We start from the raw sequence: 16,917 nt of genomic DNA, 5'->3' as shown, positions 1-16,917 counted from the left end.
ATGCGGGACAGCGTCCCATCAGCACGCTGCCGAAGGACCATTGAGGGCGGCTTCGATGTCCAGGGTGAACAGCTCCTGCGGCCGTGAAACGCCGCGCAGGGCGTAGCGTCCAAGGGACACGAGCCGTCGGTCGCCGTCAGGACAGGCGCGGGCGAAAGCCGACGAAATCACGAGGCTCTGGTCGAGGGCCCGACACATGCTGACGATCCGGGCGACTTCGTTGACCGTGGGGCCGATGACCGTGAAATCGAGCCTCTGCGAACTGCCGATATTCCCGTAAAGCACTTCCCCCAGGTTCAGCCCCAGATAGATTCCCGTGGTCGGCAACCCGGCCCGCTTGCGGCGTTCCGTCAACTGCATCGTGCTGGAGCGGGCAAGGATTGCGGCATCCAGTGCGGCCCTACAGGCTGCCGGCTGATCGCTGGCTTCGAACATCGCGAGCATGCCATCCCCCATGAACTTGATCACCTCGCCGCCATGGCTCGTGACCGCGTCGACCTGACACTCGGCATAGTCATTGAGCAGCGGCATCAGCTCCTCGCGCGCCACGGTATCGGCGATGCGGGTGAAACCGCGGAGATCACTGTACCACAGTACCGCATTAAGCGATTCCGCATGTCCCCGGCGAATGGCCCCCTCGATGATCCGTCTGGCCGCATCGCCCCCGACATAGGTCCGCATCAGCGTTCGGCCGGTGAACACCTCGGCCATCGCCCGAAAGGACAGCGAAAACGTGCGACTGAGTTCTCTCAGTGCCTCGATGTCGATATCGGGAAAACCGCCGGTCCGGTCTGTCACGTAGGACATGACCACACCGTACGGACCGCCCAGCGTGCTTTCCCGACGATAGGCGACGCGCAGCGCCAGATAGTCGGTCATTCCCTGGTTGCGGAAATCCTCCAGCAGAGAGAATTCCTCCGGATCGAAACTGTTGCTGTCGAGCCTGCGCCGGATTTCATCCTGCTCCCCCTCGATCAACGCGCGAAAGGGGCTGCGCTCCCAATCGACCGACATTTCCCCCACGGGAATCGGCGAATGGAACTCCATGCTGAGGTCTTCGCCTTCGCGCCAGACGATCGATCTTCCCTCATGCAACGGATGCAGAATCTGTGCCCCGACCGAGAACCGCGTGAGCGGGAACCCCCGTTCGCGAAGACTGCGGCAGTAGTCGTCGACCAGCCCGGCCTCGTCCTGGCCAGCCAGCCCGTCAGCGATCAGGCCACGATGAACAACGATCCTGTCTTCCAACTCCACAGGAAATTCCTCCATTGGCGACCTATGCCCGATCGCCACCATGTCGTCCCCGGCATGTCTATAGCAGCGGCCGCTCGCGGCTGAAAATGATAGCCATGCATGACGACCGTCGCGAACGGTTCCGGCTCCTGTTACAGTCGCACGAGTGAAGGAAACGGGAGAGGAATGTGTCGTCGATTGCACTTGGAATCGATCTCGGCGGAACGAAGATCGAAATCATTGCTTTGGATGCCGACGGTCAGGAGAGGTTGCGGCGACGGATCCCTACCCCAAGGGGGTCGTACGAGGCCACTATCGAGGCCATGGGTCAGCTGGTCGAAGACGCGGAGCGGGAGCTGGGTTGCCGGGGGTCCCTTGGCATCGGCCACCCCGGAGCCATCTCGCCGGCGACAGGTCTCATCAAGAATTCGAATTCGATCTGGCTCAACGGCAAACGCTTCGACGTGGATGTGCAGGAAAGGCTGCAACGCCGTATCGCCTTCGAGAATGACGCCAATTGCCTGGCACTTTCCGAAGCGACCGACGGGGCCGGAGCCGGCAGAAACGTGGTCTTCAGCGTCATCCTCGGCACGGGAGTGGGAGGAGCCATCGTGGCTCACGGGCAGATCATCACCGGTGTCAACGCCGTCGGTGGCGAATGGGGCCACAACCCCCTCCCCTGGCCGGCCGACGATGAAAGGCCCGGACCTGACTGTTATTGCGGCCAGAAGGGATGCCTGGAAACATGGCTGTCCGGCGTGGGGCTTGCGGCCGACCACCAGAGGCGTTTCGGTGGCGAACTCCTGTCGGCCGACATCGTCAGACTTGGCGAAGCGGGTAACGCTGATGCCCTGTCCTCGCTGGAGCGTTATGAGGATCGCCTCGCCCGCGCACTCGCAACCGTCATCAACCTGCTGGATCCCGATGTCATCGTGCTCGGCGGCGGCATGTCCAATATCGGACGCCTCTATGAGGCCATTCCCGCGCGCTGGGGGCGCTACACCTTCTCCGACCACGTCGCGACCGATCTGTGCAAGTCGGCACATGGCGACAGTTCAGGCGTGCGCGGCGCGGCATGGCTCGGCCGGGACATGGAACGGCAGCAGGGTTGATCCGGGAGCCTGACCGCGATGCTGGCCCGGCCGGGCACTCACATCAGCGGGTCAGCCATCCGCTTGCCGGAAAGACGAGACACAGGCGGGACATGCACCCGTATCCTGCCATGCTGCCGCGTCACTGGCACACGGGCGTATCATAGGCCTCCATCTCCTCAAGATCGGCCTGAAGGGCGAACTCGCCATAGTCGAGAACGATGTCGTAGAGCACGCCCTGATTGCTGAGATCGAACGAGATCTGGAAATCGGGCGTATCGACTCCGGTGTTGCCGCTGTAATAGGCAAGGTGGACAGGCCAGCGCTGCTCCTTGCCATGCTCGGTGTCGATGGTGCTGACCCGTGCCTGGCCGATGAACGCCGAGACCGTCGAGATGACGTCGGGATCCGAGCCGTCGAAAACCTCGTGGGTCATGACATATTCGCCAGCCTCGGCGGCTTCCACCAGACGGTTCATATGCAACGTCGGGAAGATCGTCCCTGCGGGAAGGTCGATGGTATTGACCTTCGGCTGCTCGTAGTGGGCCACTCCGGCCATGCCGGGCGCAGTCAAGGTCGCCTTGCCGCTGATCTCCTCGAAGGGCCGGCCGTCATCAAAGGAGCGGACATAGAAGCGCAGCTTGCTGTGATCGCGGGATTCCCAGCTTCTGAACCGTACATCATACATGAAGTCCGTGCCGTCCGTGGTATCGGCGACAAAACCCAGTTGCTGGTTGCTGATCCAGCCCTCGCAGGAAGCCCGCCACTCCATCACGAGGGCGCCACGCACGTCAACTACCCCCCCTGCCGGTTCCGCATCGTGAAGCGACAGGCGGTATGCCGCGCGGTGCGAAAGCAGTTCGACAGCCTGGGCTCCGAACGACGCCGAGCCAACAGTCGCGGCAACGGCCAGGGCAGCCAGAAACTTGCAGGTCGTCATGGTCGGCATTTCCTTCTTTTTCGCAACTGAACCTTTAGCATCAGCTCTTGTCTTGCCAAGCTGTTTGCGTTGAATTTTAGACAAATACGCGGTGGTTCCACCTCGTGGGCGAGATATGCTGGCCATTTGCAACCATCGTTTTCGATTACACTCCAGGGAGGTATGACATGGCTACAATTCGACCTCGGGTTCTTGTCACCCGAAGGCTGCCGGATGCGGTCGTCGACCGCCTGCACCTTGAAACGGTCCCGATCCTCAATGGGGACGATCGCGAACTCACGCAGGCCATGCTCCTCCAGGCTACCGAAAGCGTCGATGCCATCCTCACCTGCTCCACCGAAAAGTGGACCGATGACCTGGTGGCGGCTCTTGCGCCACAGGTCCGCCTGATCGCGACCTATTCGGTCGGTACCGATCATATCGACCTCGAAGCTTGCAGGACAAAGGGCATCACTGTCACCAACACTCCCGATGTGCTGACCGAAGCCACGGCCGACATCACCATGCTTTGCCTGCTCGCGGCGAGCAGACGGGCCTTTGAAAACCAGGCAAAAGTCCGCAATGCGACCTGGGACCGATGGTCGCCGACCGATATGCTGGGGGTCGGGCTGCAAGGCCGCAATCTCGGCATCGTCGGCATGGGCCGTATCGGTCGGGCCGTCGCTCATCGCGCCCGGGCTTTTGGCTTAACAATTCATTACCATAACCGTTCCCGCCTCCCCGAAGAATTCGAGCAGGGCGCCACATACCATGAGACGCTAGAAGATCTTCTTCCACATTGCCATTTCTTAACGTTAAATTGTCCGGGTACCATGGAAAACTCAAACATCATCAATGAATATTCGATATCGCTGCTACCGCGAGATTCTGTTATTGTAAATACCGCTCGCGGTAACTTGGTTAATGATACTGACTTGATCGCAGCACTGCAATCCGGCAGGGTTTTTGCTGCCGGGCTGGATGTCTTTGCCGGAGAACCGAATATTCATCCCGCCTATCGGGACTTGCCCAACACCTTTCTCCTGCCTCACCTGGGCAGCGCAACGGTGGATACCCGAAATGCGATGGGCTTTCGCTGCCTGGACAATATCAGGGCATTTTTCGAAGGGAAGGAACCACCTGACAGAGTGGTATGAGATGAAGATCATCGACCGGATGCAGACGTGCCAAACCGCAGACAGTCCGATGTCGGAAACGAATTCAGCCCGGAAACATGATGGACCGGACGGAGCATGACTTCCGTATATCTTGGAAATTTTCCTGCTTACGGTCGATCACCTGGATGGTCGAAAACATATAAAAAAAACAATGGGATGGAGAATTTTCCCGATCAGGCCCGATCGGAAAATGCATCAAGACCGGCCGAACGGATGCGCCGTGGAGACACAAGCCCGGGTGCATCAATCGGCGAGTCAGGTCGTTTCCGCCACGGGTGTCCCCTTGCGTGGCTTTCCAAACTTGCGCCGGATAAATCCTGCCAGAGAAACAAGATCCTCATGCTGGGGAATGATGATCTTGTGCAACTCAATCCCGAAAACATGCCGGTAGATGAGAATGATGGAAATCGCGACAACGCCCTGGGCAAACGCCATAGCAACGGCAGCGCCGACGACACCATAGGATGGCACCAACCACCAGCATAACACTGCCGCCACCACGGTACCGGGGCCGAACACCCGAAGTCCGTACCTGGCCTCGCCCTGTGAGGAAAGGCCCGGGTAGAGCATCATGCTGAAACAGCTCAACACCGACCCGATCACGAGGATGCGAAAGGCATCGGCCGCCTCGACATAGGTGGCCCCTACCGAATACCGGATCACCGGCTCTGCCAGCCAAAGGGCAATCAGGCCGCCGACTGCCATTACGGCGGAAACGCAGCGTGCTGTCCTTGCCGAGGAAAGGGCTGCGATCCTTCGGTCCTCGGTACGCACGCCATGACTGAAGATGACGACTCCGACGGCTGTCGCAACCTCGGCAATCATCTCCGAAAGGCGCATGACGGCGAAATAGGAGCCGACATCCGCCGACCCGAGCAGGGCGTTGACGATCCACACGCCCACGCGGCCCAGCATGATCATGCCTATAATGCCGCCGGCAAACGTCATTCCCGTCACGAGCAGAGGCCGCGCGATATCGGCATCGATACGCGGCCAGCCGACCAGATCCCGGATCTGCCAGACCAGCAATCCCGCCGCACCAGCGTAGGAAAGGAACAGCAGGGCCAATGCGAATTCTATCGTCAGCATGTTGAACAACCAGGCAAGGAACGTGCCCACAAGCAGCAGTGCACGACTAGCCAGTTCCGACTGGTTGAGCGCCCGCATCCGGCCCAGCCCGAGAAAGGTCCCCTGTCCCATGCGGATGAGAAGGGTGGGAGCAAGCGTGGCAGCCGCAAGCATCACAACGAGCATCGAGCTGTCAAAGCCGCCCCAGACCATCACGCCCGCCATCGCGAGGCTGCCAAAAGCGCCGAGCACCAGCCACATCGCCAGGACATTGGCGACGATGCGCCGTTGGTCGGCATCGGGCTTGCCGAGATACAGGCCACTCGATTGCCGCAAGCCGATGTCGAAGATCACCGACAGCATCAGGACCGACGCCATGACATAGCCATACTGGCCGAATTCTTCCTGATCGAGCCCGCGAGCCAGCAACATGAAGACCAGCAGATTGGCCGCGCGCATGACAAACCGGGTCACCAGGACCCAGAAGGCGTCAAGGAGCATCGATGGCTTCATGGACGGCTCGCCCCGATCGTCATGGAAAATGGCATGAACGGATGCGAGACTACCCGGCCCGGGTTAACAGCGGGTTGACGGTGTGACGGCCGGCCTTGCCTCAGGCGAAGCCCAGCAAACGGGGAACGGTCAGCGAAAGTGCCGGAATGAAGGTGATCAGGAAAATGACCGCGACCTCGACGGCCAGGAACGGCAGCATTTCCCAGGCGATCGCCTCGGCCTTCTCCCGGCTGATCGAGGCTGCCGTGAACAGAACGAGACCCATGGGCGGAGTCGCCAGACCAACCGTGACATTCACGCACATGACGATGGCAAAGTGCAAGGGTTCGACACCGAGCCGGGCCATGATCGGCGAGAGGATGGGGCCGAGAATCAGAATGGCCGGTCCTGCATCGAGAAACATGCCGATGAACAGCAGCAGGAGGTTGATGAGGAACAGCAGGATATAGGGATTATCCGAGATCGACAGGACGAACTGGGTCATGACCCGCGGCGCTCCCGAGATCGTGACCACCCAGGCGAAGGATACCGCCGCTCCTACCAGCAGCATGATGACTCCCGATGCCATGGCCGCCCGGAACAGAACGGCCGGCAATTCGCTGAAGGACACCGTGCGCAGCACGAAGAGCGACAGCACGAGCGCATAACCAGCAGCCGCGCCGGCAGCCTCGGTGGGCGTGAAGATCCCTCCCAGGATGCCCCCGAGGATGATGATGGGAGTCAACAGCGGCCAGAAGGCCTCCCTCAGCGCCCGCCCCCGCTCCGGCCATGTGGCCTTGCGCGCGGCCACCGGATAGTTGCGTTTCCTGGCCAGATGGGCGGTGACCAGCATCAGCCCGACACCTACCAGCAACCCGGGAACGATGCCGGCCGCAAACAGTCCCGCTGGTGATACTTCCTTGATGATGAAGGCATAGATGATCATGATCCCCGATGGTGGAATGATCGGACCGATCACCGAGGAAGCCGCAGTCACGGCGGCAGCGAAACGGCGCGTGTAACCCTGCTTTTCCATCGCCGGAATCAGCATCGAACCGAGGGCCGACGTATCCGCCACCGCCGATCCCGACAATCCGGCGAACAGGATCGAGGAGAGAATGTTCACCTGCGCCAGGCCACCGCGCACGTGACCGATGAGGCTCTGCGCAAACAGCACCAGGCTGCGCGTGATTCCCCCCGAGTTCATCAGCTCGCCGGCCAGGATGAAGAAGGGAATGGCCATGAGCGGGAAGCTGTACATACCGTTGTAGAGACGGCTCAAAAGCTGGGGATAGAGCGCCATCTTGCCATCGAGGAACAGGCTGATGCCCGGCGCGAGCAGCAGCACGAACACCACGGGAATGCCGATGGCCATGAAGACGAGGAAGAGCCAGAAAAAGGCAATCGACATGGCCTCAATCCTCCGCCACCTGCATGTCCGCCGAAGGCTGCGGCGGTATCGCCAGTTCATCGAGCGGATCGATAATACCGACCAGATCCCGCAATCCCCGCTCCATGCCGGCAAGGATCATCGCAATGAACGCAGCCGGCATGATCATGTAGATCCAGGCCATCTGGATCGGCACCGTGTTGGCGCGAATCTGCCAGCCACGCTGGATGAAGCCGATCGTCTGGATAGCGAGGAAGACCAGCAGGAGCAGGATCAGCAGATGGGTCATGAACCCGAGCCCATGGGCGACGCGCCCATGAAGACGACTGGCGAGCGTGTCGAGCGACACGTTGGAACCGACACGATAAGCGATCGGAGCGACGCAGAACGTCATCCAGATGGCCATCATCAACAATACGTCTTCCGACCAGGTCAGCGAATCGTTCAGCACATAGCGAAAGAACACGGCCGTGACCATGATCGCCAGCATGATCCCCATCAGCGACAGGCTCACGACCCTGGCGACGGCCGAAACGGCCTTGTTGATTGACGCAAGCACATGGATGGCCCCGGCAATGGCTTGCATATGGGCTGGTCCTCCCCGGATTTATCGGGACAGCCATAGCACGCATGGGACAGGCGACCAAAGGACGGATGACAGTGACGGGTCAGATCACCGGGATGACCGGTGGCGCGCGGCGGGTCAGCAGTTCCGCACCCTGGTCCCTGACAACGATATTCTCTTCATGGACCATGGCCCTGTCACCACTGAAGACGAGGCCGGGCTCAAGGGCGAGAACCATGCCGACTTCGAGAACGGTATCGTCCGTGTCCGTGATCGACGGCCACTCGGTCAGTTGCATGCCGATGCCATGGCCGAGCCGGCCGACATTGCCCGCATCGCGACCGCCACCCCGACCGCGGAGCACAGTCGACATGACCCGATGCAGATCGGCACAGCTGGCACCGGGCCGCACCGCCTCCAGTCCGGCATCCAGCGCCTCATGAACCTGCCGATAGGCTTCACTGACCGCGGCATCGGGCTGGCCAACGGCAAAGTTCCGGTCGAAATCGCAATGGTAGCCATCGAACGTCGCCCCGACGTCGAGAACAAGGACGTCACCGGTTCCGACAGGCCGCGACGTGGGCAGCGAGATGATGTCGCCATAGCCGCCCCTGCCGGCACCGCCGACCAGATAGGGAACGTCGTCAACGCCCGCTTGCAGGGCTTCGATCCGCATTCGGCGAAAGATCTCGATCTCGCTCAGCCCCGGCTCCAGATACGCCCCCAGCGCCTCGAAGGCGTCGCAGGTTCGCTGTCCTGCCTCGCGGATGCACGCGATCTCGCGCTCGCTCTTGACCATGCGCAATTGGCGCCAGATCCGCGTGGCATCGCGCCATATCACGCCGGGCAGCAGCGCCTTGAGCGTCGCGAAGTCGCCAAGTGGCATACGAAGATGGGTCTCCGGACCCATGGCGAGACCGACCCGGCACCGGCCGCTGACGAGTTCGTTGATCGTCGCCGCCAGCAGGGTAACCCCCTCGTCCTCGGGAGCCGGCGAAGGCCAGCTCCGGATCGAGGCGGTATAGCAGCGCTCCATGCACACTTCGCCGATGGCGGGAATGACGGCGTGCGGCGCTCCACGTAGCGGCAGCAGCACGAACCAGGGACGGGTCGGGCTCTGCCAGAACGGAGTGCGAAAACCCGTGAGATAGCGAACCTCGGGTTCGGTGGTCGCCAACAGCAGGTCGAGCCCCATGGCCTCCATCAGCGCCTGTGTCCTGCCACACCGGGTGACGAGTTCGTCGCGGCCCGGCCCCCGGCTCATCGCCCCGCCTGCGCGCGCAGGTGATCCGCCAGCCGCAATGTCAGTTGTATGATGGTGAAAGTCGGGTTGGCATATCCACCCGTGGTGAAATTGCTCGAACCGGCAATATAAAGGTTGGCAATACCGAACACCTTGCAATTCCTGTCGACGACCCCGAACTGGGGATCGTCCGCCATTCTGGTCGTACACAAATGATGATGATGGGCGACCCGATCCGTGAGCGTGGACGGAAACTCCGGCTCGTCGGCCCTCAGCCAGTCCGCCATGCGCACCCGGCCCAGATCGGCCATGGCGAGTTCCTCGCCAAAGCTCCTGACCGCCTCGCGCATGGTGTGAAAATCCAGGGGTGCCAGGTTCCATTCGAGTCTGGCGCGGCGCAGGCCGAACCGGTCTTCGCTGCCCGCCAGCATCACGCGGCTTTCCGCATTCGGCGCCTGCTCGGTGAAGATGCGCAGATTGCCCGCTCCGGGCAGACCGTCGATGGTTTCGAGATCGTCGGTACACAGTGCCTGCCCGGCCTTCATGCCCGAACGCAGCAGATGCACGATCGACAGCGTCCAGTCCGACTTGCAGGCCCAGTGCTCGAGCCTCGCCTTCAGCGTCGCCATCGACCAGCTCGACTCTTCCTTGTGCTCACCCACGGCAAGGCAATAGCGCAGGGTCCGCCGCATTGCCGTCCATTGCGCATCCGGAACGAGGAAGGATGGCCCGGGATAGGACGGCAGGTCGGGCCTTACCAGATAGAAGCCCACCCACACATCGGGATGTTCGGCAAAGTAACGACCTACCAGATCGCGCTCATTGCCTATACCTGTCGAAATCTGCCTGCTGGCATTCAGCAGGAAGCGGGGATTTTCGATTCCGCCCATGGCGACCACGAAGCGCTCGGCCCCGATCGTGAAGCGATCCGGTCGCTCGTAGGACGCGCAAGTGACGCTCTGCGCAGCGGCAAGATTGTCCGCCAGCGTCATGTCGATGACATTGCAATGCAGGAACAGCCGGATCCGCTCCGATTTGCGAATGTCCTCGACATATTTCTCCGCAAAGCGCACCGCATCGGTGACAATGAAGCCCGCACTTTGCATGCCCTCGAAAGTGTGGCCGAGCGGCTCGTCGGGATTACCCACGGATTCGCCCTGTGAAACATCGAGGATCGACCGGGCCCTGTCGGCATAAACGTCGAGATCGGCCTTGGTGATCGGCCAGCCCGACATCGGCACCTGCCGACGTGCCCCGAAGTCATCGCCGTCGAGTGCCCGGATCCATCCTCCCCAGTGATTGGTCGATCCGCCGAACTGTCTGACCCTGACGATATCGAGATCGAAATAGTCGAGACCGCCATTCTCGCCCTTGTACAGTTCCTGCGACTTGTCGAGATATTCGAGGCCGCCGCCCTCCAGCAAAGCGACTTCGAGACCGGATTCGGCCAGTGCAAGCGCCAAGGTGATCCCTGCGGGTCCCGCACCGCAGATGGCGATGTCGAAACGACGGCCGGATGCTGCCGCCCTCGCCTCGTCGGTTTCGGCGTCGAGAATCAAGGCCGGTCCAATCGTTCGAAGTCGTCCGCCCGCAGGATCCAGCCGTCAACGAAGACAAAGCGGCATGACGGCACCTTGCGAAGCAGCATGGGTGCGATAGCCGAAAGTCCCAGCAGGCCGGCAATCCTCGTCAGCATTCTCCTCCTGGTCATACCCGGCATCCGGATTTCCCTTCGCAACGGCTTGTCCACCCACACAATAGGGCTCTACCCCAGAGAGAGCGATCATGGAACCTTGACGCATGCCATTGATCTTTCGTCAAGACCGTGAGCGCGACAACCCTACCGGGAGGCTGATACCGCGTGTCGCTTGCATGATCCATGGGGCACGGCGACAATGGTATTGCAAACAGGGTCGAGGAGAGAACGGTTTGGCCGAATCGCAGGCGAATCTCGGACTGGACGAGGTACGCGACCGCGCATGGTCGGTGCTTGCCCGCATCGAACGGCACGGCAGCGAGCATTTCGAGATCGAGACCAATGCGCTCGGTGCAGTGGCGACCACGCTGGCCGAACGCCACGGACATGATTCGCTGCCCCTGGGCAATGGATGGTGGCACCTGGCCGAACAGGCTCCCGACCTGCTGGACCAGCTCGCGGAACGGCTTGCAGGTGCGGACGCGGCCGAGCGATCGCGCACCGGCTTCGACCTGGCTCTGGCCTGGCTGATCGAGCGCATCCGCTTTCCTGACCGGCGCGACTTTGCCGCCGGCGCCCGTCATCTGCTGGAGGGGCGCTATGCCGGCGACCGGCGCATGCCCTGGGTCGATGCCAATGGCCTGCAAGCCACCGATGACGAGCAGTTGCGGCCGGTCGTCGCCCGGCTGCGCAACACGCTGGAAGAACATCCCGAACTGTTTGGCACGCACGCACGCTTCGGTGTCCTGTTCGATCACCTTCCGCATGACCTGGATACCCATTCGCTGATGCGCCTTCTGCAACCTGTCGGCCAGGCGCTCACTGCCAGCAGCGTACTCATGGGCGGCAAACCGCTTGGCGATATCTGGCGCATGGAGGGTGTTGCCATTGGCAATCCAATGCCCGGGCTGATCCCGTTTCACGCATTCCTGCAGGAACTGATGCTGGACCTGGTCGGGCCGCTGGCCGAATCGGGCCGCGAACTGCGGGGATTGAACACGATGCCGGCACCGGCCACCCGGGAGCGCTGCAACCAGATGCTGGCCCTGCACATCATCCGGCCGCGCCATGCCGCCGTCTCCCGTCTCATCCATCCACCCGGCTCCGACATTGTCATCGAGTTGCGCTGCCTGGTGACGGCCCTGATCGACAGGCTGGCGGACAGGGTGCGTTCCATTCTCGACATTTCGGTCGAGCAGCTTCCCACCGTCTACCTCCTGCACGGCATCGACACCCTCGCCCACGAGCGCGCCGGCCGCTCCGCCGGCGATCAGGCCAGCGCAACAATTGCCATTGCCGGCGCCGTCTTCTAAACCTTCGGCGGTTGACCGAGGGCCTTCGGGCATTCCGGTTGCCTCGTCCCTTCCGCCCTCCGCCTGAGAGTCTGCCATGCCCGAACTCACCGTCGTCGATCATCCGCTGGTCCAGCACAAGCTCACCCTCATGCGGCGCAAGGAGACATCGACCACCGAGTTCCGTCAGCTCGTGCGCGAGGTGGCGCTGCTGTTGTGCTACGAGATCACGCGGAACCTGCCGTTGCAGCCGACGTCGATCGAAACCCCGCTGGAGACGATGGAAGCCAGCATGCTGGCAGGCAAGAAGCTGTGCATCATCTCCATCCTGCGCGCCGGCAATGGCCTGCTCGACGGCATGCTCGACCTGATCCCCTCCGCCCGTGTCGGCCATATCGGCCTGTACCGCGACCCGAAGACGCTGGAGCCCGTCGAATATTACTACAAGGTTCCCGGGGACATTTCGGAGCGGCCCGTTCTGGTCGTCGACCCGATGCTGGCGACCGCCAATTCCGCGGTCGCGGCTGTGAACCGGATCAAGGAGAGCGGCCCCACCGACATCAAGATGGCCTGCCTGCTTGCGGCCCCGGAGGGTGTGCGCACCTTTCACGCGGCCCACCCCGATGTACCGGTCTTCACGGCCGCGGTCGACCGTGAGCTCAACGACCACGGCTATATCCTGCCCGGCCTTGGCGACGCCGGCGACCGGATCTACGGCACCCGCTGAGCGAATGCCCGGCCGCGGAGCCGGCACGCCTTGCTTTCCCGCGCGCTAACCAAATGTAAAACCTTTCGGCGTATTCTGTCCGGATCGGCCCAATAGCATCCACAGATAAAGGATGCATTGCCGGGGAAGGAGACCGAATGCGAACGGATGCGCTGATCGAGTTGGTTGGTGACGATGTCGAGATCGCCGGTATCGGGCAGTGGCTCGAACAGGATGGCCAGAATTTCACCTGCTCGACCATCGCCGGGTCCACCCCTGCCGCTTCTCGCGGGCAACTGGTTGTCGGCCTTTTCGTCATCACCGGGACGACATCGCCGCATGCGCTGAGCGAGCGCCTGCGCCGGTCCCGTCGGCCGGGTGAGGCTACCGCCGCCTGCATCGCCGCCCACGACCGCGGCGCCATGGCCATGGCCCTTGCCCTCGGATTCGATGATGTCCTGACCTTTCATCCCGACCGCTTTCCAGTGCGCATGCGTGCCGCCGCCATGGCGGACAGCGCATGCGACGATATGCATGCCGGGCATGGCTTGCAGGATGACGCCCGGCTGCGCCGCCAGCTTCGCCATTTGACCATGCTTGCCCGGGCGCGCCATGAAGTGATGATGCGCGACCGTGCAGAACTCATGCTGCGGCCAGCCGACCCGCCACCCCGGACCGCCGGCATCGTCGGCAAGGGATCGGCACCCGTTCGCGTGCTGCTGATCGGCCGTCCGTCCCAGGTCAAGGTCCTTGCAGCCGAGGCTCTCGCCCAGACATCGGTCAGCCATGCCGAAAGGGTCGATGTCGCCTCGCAGATGCTGAGGCACGAGCCGATGGACATCATCATCGTCAGCGCCAGCGACGAGGCATCGTTGCAGGATCTGGAGAACTGGCAGGCCAGCGATCGTCGCAGCGCTCCGCTGCCACTGGCCCTTGTCGACGAACGGCTGCTCGATGGCGAACGGCTGTTCCAATGGATGAGAGATCATCGCATTTCGGAAGTTTTCACAAATTCGATGACAATCGAGGAAATGCGCCTTCGACTGCATTTCTGGCAACAGGTTGCCATTGTCCGGCGCAAGATGTTGCGCGCCGGCACAAGTCCCCAGGATGCAGGCAAGGACGAGCATGTCCGGGGAACGGTCAGCCGCGATACCTTCCAGGCTTATCTCGAACTGTGCCGGAAACCTGCGCAGCAGGACCCGATCCCCGTGTTCGCGCTGCGTTGCGACGACCTGTGGGACATTGCCCAGGAGCATGGCTACGAGATTGCCGGTGAACTTCTGGAACGGATGGTGGCCAGCCTGCTGGATTCGCTCTCGCTGTTCGATATTGCCACCTATTGCGGCAACGGACAGCTGATCGTCATGCCTGGTGCCCGAGAAGACCGGGTGTCGCCGCTGCGGATGGCGACTGACGTGGCCGAGCGTGTCCTGGCGCGGCTGCGGGCAGACATGGAAGAGTTCAGCGCGACACGGCCGCATTTCAGCATCCAGCCGATGCTGCTGTCATCCGACGAGGATATTGCAGCCCAGCTCCACCGGCTGCTCGGCCAGACCCGGACCGCGGCCTCGCTGCCGGACATGGCTGCGCCGCAGCAGCAGCAACGGATCGAAAACCAGATGGAGCCGGACCTGGAGGCTGTCTGAGGAAAAGGCGACGGGGACAGCGGCGATCGAGGCTGCGACGGCACGGCGTTCCGTGCTATGCCCGTCGCTGTCGGAGCGGTCGCCCTGGTGCCCTGGATGCCGTCCTTGCCGGTGGGAAAGGATATCCTGTTGGCGCGGGGAGCCTTCCGCGACACCGGAATGTTTCGCGACCCGACAAACCGGCCCGCCATTGGCGGGAAGCATGATATCATGAATGAAAAGAGGCCATTTGCCGATATCGACACATCGGGGAATGTGCTGAACGCAACAAGGATGACGCTTCGCCTTGCTCAATCGCCCCGAACCGGACTTTCGCGATCCGTTTGCCGATACGGCCACTCCTTCAACCATAAATTCCGACGACTGGCCGGCGACCCTGTGGCCCGGCCGGCGGTTCCCGCTCGGGGCAACCCTTGAGCCCGATGGGGTGAATTTCTCCATATTTTCGGAAAATGCCGACCGTATCGAGCTCTGCCTGTTCGACCCGGCAAGCCGCCGTGAAATCGCCCGCTTCGACCTGCCAGAACACACCGACCAGATTTTTCACGGCTTCCTGCCGGGCGCGAAGGCGGGATTGCATTATCAGTACCGCGCACATGGTCCGTTCGATCCGCAGGCGGGACACCGCTTCGATCCGTCCTGCCCCCTGCTCGATCCCTATGCCACCCGCTGGGCCTCGGGCCTGCAATGGACCGGAATCGACGGCGAGCCCGTCGCCGATGTGCCGCTTTGTGTCATCGAGCCCCGCCCCGAACCGGTCCGTCTCGGACACCGGCCGCAGCGGCCGATGTCCGAGACGGTGATCTACGAAGCGCATGTCCGCGGCCTGACCGCCCTGCATCCCGACCTGCCGCAGGCGCTGCGCGGCACCTATGCCGGCCTCGCCGGCAAACCGGTCATCGATCACCTGCTCAGGCTCGGCATCACCGCCATCGAACTGATGCCCTGTCAGGCTTTCTTCGATGAAAGGCGTCTTGCCGAAAATGGCCTGACCAATTACTGGGGCTACAATCCCATCGGCTTCTTCGTCGTCGAACCGCGCTATGCCGCCACCGACGATCCGCGCACGGAACTGCGCGAGGCGATCGGCAAGCTTCACCAAGCCGGTATCGAGGTCATCCTCGATGTCGTCTACAACCATACCGGCGAAGGCGACGGCAACGGCCCGACGGTGGCCTTCCGCGGCGTCGACAACCATTCCTACTACAAGATCGACCGCGAGGCGGCTGACGGCTATGTCAATGTGACCGGGTGCGGCAACACCCTTGACCTGACCCATCCGCGCGTCCTCCAGCTGACCATGGATTCGCTGCGCTACTGGGTCGAGGCGATCGGCGTCGACGGGTTCCGCTTCGATCTCGCCACGGCACTGGGACGCGAAGCCAGCGGCTTCGATCCGGGTTCGGGTTTCTTCGACGCCATCGCCCAGGATCCCGTCCTCAGCCGTGTCAAACTCATCGCCGAACCATGGGACATAGGCCCGCACGGCTACCGCATGGGCGGCTTCGGGCCCGGCTGGGCGGAATGGAACGACCGCTTCCGCGATGCCACCCGCGCCTTCTGGCGCGGCGATGACGACCAGCTCGCCGAACTGGCCTCGCGGCTGCTCGGTTCGGCCGACCTGTTCGAACACCAGGGGCGCCGTCCGTGGGCCAGCATCAATTCCGTGACCAGCCATGACGGCTTCACCCTGCTCGATCTCGTCTCCTATGAAGACAGGCACAACGAAGCCAACCTGGAAGACAACCGGGATGGCCATGCGCACAACCTTTCATGGAACAACGGCATCGAGGGACCGACCGACGACCCGAAGATTGTCGCCGCCCGCCTGCGTGACCGCAAGAACATGCTGGCCACCCTGCTGCTGTCGCAGGGCACGCCGATGCTGCTCATGGGTGACGAGACCGGACGCAGCCAGGACGGCAACAACAATGCCTATTGCCAGGACAACGCCATCAGCTGGATGGACTGGCAGGATATCGATGACGACCTCTTCGGCTTCACCAGCCGCCTGATCGAATTGCGCCTGACGCATCCGGTCTTCCGCCGCCGCCGGTTCATGCACGGCGAGAACGGCAATGTCGTCTGGTGGCACCCCGAGGGTCGCGAGATGACGGCCAGCGACTGGCACGGCAGGTCGCTGGGCCTCCTGCTGGATGGCAGTATTACCGAAGAACGTGGCGAATGTGGCGACCTTCTCGAAGATGGCCGCTTTCTCCTGCTGTTCAACGCCGGCCCGTCCTGCCGATTCAGGCTTCCGGAAGGCGACTGGCGAACCACTCTCGCGAGCGCGCCCGTCGGGCTCGAAAGCCGGGCTGTCGCCGTCGAGATCCCGGCCCATACTTTCGCACTCCTCGAAGACCGTGCGGGACAGGCTCCGCCACCCATCTGAAGA

The 16,917-nt window shown here is 62.3% G+C and carries 14 protein-coding genes; 6 read left to right on the top strand and 8 right to left on the bottom strand.

The window, feature by feature from the left end:
- Window positions 1-18 precede the first annotated feature (18 nt).
- Entirely contained in the window at window positions 19-1,254 is a 1,236-nt protein-coding gene (locus H6851_09485; GenBank protein ID MCB9943836.1) for an adenylate/guanylate cyclase domain-containing protein, read from the bottom strand.
- A 176-nt stretch (window positions 1,255-1,430) separates the two neighbouring features.
- Here H6851_09485 and H6851_09480 point away from each other — a divergent pair, with 176 nt between their 5' ends.
- Window positions 1,431-2,345, top strand: a complete 915-nt coding sequence (locus H6851_09480) for an ROK family protein (protein ID MCB9943835.1) — start codon at window positions 1,431-1,433, stop codon at window positions 2,343-2,345.
- A gap of 121 nt (window positions 2,346-2,466) precedes the next feature.
- On the opposite strand, the gene H6851_09475 is transcribed toward H6851_09480, so the two are convergent.
- Window positions 2,467-3,264 carry a DUF1849 family protein gene (locus H6851_09475; GenBank protein ID MCB9943834.1) on the bottom strand — a complete coding sequence of 266 codons (798 nt, stop codon included), beginning with the start codon at window positions 3,262-3,264 and terminating at the stop codon, window positions 2,467-2,469.
- Between the two features lie 167 nt (window positions 3,265-3,431).
- On the opposite strand from H6851_09475, the gene H6851_09470 reads away from it, so the two are divergent.
- Complete coding sequence (locus tag H6851_09470) at window positions 3,432-4,400, top strand: D-glycerate dehydrogenase (protein ID MCB9943833.1); 969 nt, start codon at window positions 3,432-3,434, stop codon at window positions 4,398-4,400.
- A gap of 276 nt (window positions 4,401-4,676) precedes the next feature.
- Here H6851_09470 and H6851_09465 read toward each other — a convergent pair whose 3' ends face one another.
- The 6 genes from H6851_09465 to H6851_09440 all read right to left on the bottom strand — a co-directional run bounded on the left by H6851_09465 (window position 4,677) and on the right by H6851_09440 (window position 10,875).
- Window positions 4,677-6,002 (bottom strand): polysaccharide biosynthesis C-terminal domain-containing protein, encoded by a 1,326-nt coding sequence (locus tag H6851_09465; protein ID MCB9943832.1) that lies wholly within the window; start codon window positions 6,000-6,002, stop codon window positions 4,677-4,679.
- Window positions 6,003-6,102: 100 nt separating this feature from the next.
- Window positions 6,103-7,392, bottom strand: coding sequence for a TRAP transporter large permease (locus H6851_09460; GenBank protein MCB9943831.1), 1,290 nt, complete (start codon window positions 7,390-7,392; stop codon window positions 6,103-6,105).
- 4 nt (window positions 7,393-7,396) lie between these two features.
- Window positions 7,397-7,957, bottom strand: coding sequence for a TRAP transporter small permease subunit (locus H6851_09455; GenBank protein ID MCB9943830.1), 561 nt, complete (start codon window positions 7,955-7,957; stop codon window positions 7,397-7,399).
- Window positions 7,958-8,039: 82 nt separating this feature from the next.
- Window positions 8,040-9,200, bottom strand: a complete 1,161-nt coding sequence (locus H6851_09450) for an aminopeptidase P family protein (GenBank protein ID MCB9943829.1) — start codon at window positions 9,198-9,200, stop codon at window positions 8,040-8,042.
- Window positions 9,197-10,738 carry a GMC family oxidoreductase gene (locus tag H6851_09445; protein ID MCB9943828.1) on the bottom strand — a complete coding sequence of 514 codons (1,542 nt, stop codon included), beginning with the start codon at window positions 10,736-10,738 and terminating at the stop codon, window positions 9,197-9,199. Before H6851_09445 ends, H6851_09450 begins: the two co-directional genes overlap by 4 nt.
- Window positions 10,735-10,875, bottom strand: a complete 141-nt coding sequence (locus tag H6851_09440; protein MCB9943827.1) for a hypothetical protein — start codon at window positions 10,873-10,875, stop codon at window positions 10,735-10,737. The genes H6851_09445 and H6851_09440 overlap by 4 nt, the downstream gene beginning before the upstream one ends.
- 233 nt (window positions 10,876-11,108) lie before the next feature.
- Between H6851_09440 and H6851_09435 the strand changes: the two genes are divergently transcribed.
- The 4 genes from H6851_09435 (at window position 11,109) to glgX (ending at window position 16,914) form a co-directional block, all read left to right on the top strand.
- Window positions 11,109-12,188 carry a DUF1688 family protein gene (locus tag H6851_09435; protein MCB9943826.1) on the top strand — a complete coding sequence of 360 codons (1,080 nt, stop codon included), beginning with the start codon at window positions 11,109-11,111 and terminating at the stop codon, window positions 12,186-12,188.
- 76 nt (window positions 12,189-12,264) lie between these two features.
- Window positions 12,265-12,894, top strand: coding sequence for a uracil phosphoribosyltransferase (gene upp / locus H6851_09430; protein ID MCB9943825.1), 630 nt, complete (start codon window positions 12,265-12,267; stop codon window positions 12,892-12,894).
- 137 nt (window positions 12,895-13,031) lie between these two features.
- Complete coding sequence (locus H6851_09425) at window positions 13,032-14,522, top strand: hypothetical protein (GenBank protein ID MCB9943824.1); 1,491 nt, start codon at window positions 13,032-13,034, stop codon at window positions 14,520-14,522.
- 349 nt (window positions 14,523-14,871) lie between these two features.
- The gene (gene glgX, locus H6851_09420; GenBank protein ID MCB9943823.1) at window positions 14,872-16,914 is read left to right on the top strand and encodes a glycogen debranching protein GlgX; all 2,043 of its coding nucleotides are present in this window, start codon (window positions 14,872-14,874) and stop codon (window positions 16,912-16,914) included.
- Window positions 16,915-16,917: the final 3 nt, after the last annotated feature.

It is taken from the genome of Geminicoccaceae bacterium (assembly GCA_020638465.1).
Lineage (GTDB): Bacteria > Pseudomonadota > Alphaproteobacteria > Geminicoccales > Geminicoccaceae > JAGREO01.
The sequence above is the reverse complement of the archived record's forward strand: the minus strand, read 5'-3'. Positions and strand labels throughout refer to the sequence as shown.

Excerpts from the sequence above, each read along its gene's own strand:
- H6851_09465 (MCB9943832.1), bottom strand. The coding sequence starts at position 6,002 with ATGAAGCCATCGATGCTCCTTGACGCCTTCTGGGTCCTGGTGACCCGG.
- H6851_09460 (MCB9943831.1), bottom strand. The coding sequence starts at position 7,392 with ATGTCGATTGCCTTTTTCTGGCTCTTCCTCGTCTTCATGGCCATCGGC.
- H6851_09470 (MCB9943833.1), top strand. The coding sequence starts at position 3,432 with ATGGCTACAATTCGACCTCGGGTTCTTGTCACCCGAAGGCTGCCGGAT.
- H6851_09455 (MCB9943830.1), bottom strand. The coding sequence starts at position 7,957 with ATGCAAGCCATTGCCGGGGCCATCCATGTGCTTGCGTCAATCAACAAG.
- H6851_09450 (MCB9943829.1), bottom strand. The coding sequence starts at position 9,200 with ATGAGCCGGGGGCCGGGCCGCGACGAACTCGTCACCCGGTGTGGCAGG.
- H6851_09425 (MCB9943824.1), top strand. The coding sequence starts at position 13,032 with ATGCGAACGGATGCGCTGATCGAGTTGGTTGGTGACGATGTCGAGATC.
- upp (MCB9943825.1), top strand. The coding sequence starts at position 12,265 with ATGCCCGAACTCACCGTCGTCGATCATCCGCTGGTCCAGCACAAGCTC.
- H6851_09440 (MCB9943827.1), bottom strand. The coding sequence starts at position 10,875 with ATGCTGACGAGGATTGCCGGCCTGCTGGGACTTTCGGCTATCGCACCC.
- H6851_09475 (MCB9943834.1), bottom strand. The coding sequence starts at position 3,264 with ATGACGACCTGCAAGTTTCTGGCTGCCCTGGCCGTTGCCGCGACTGTT.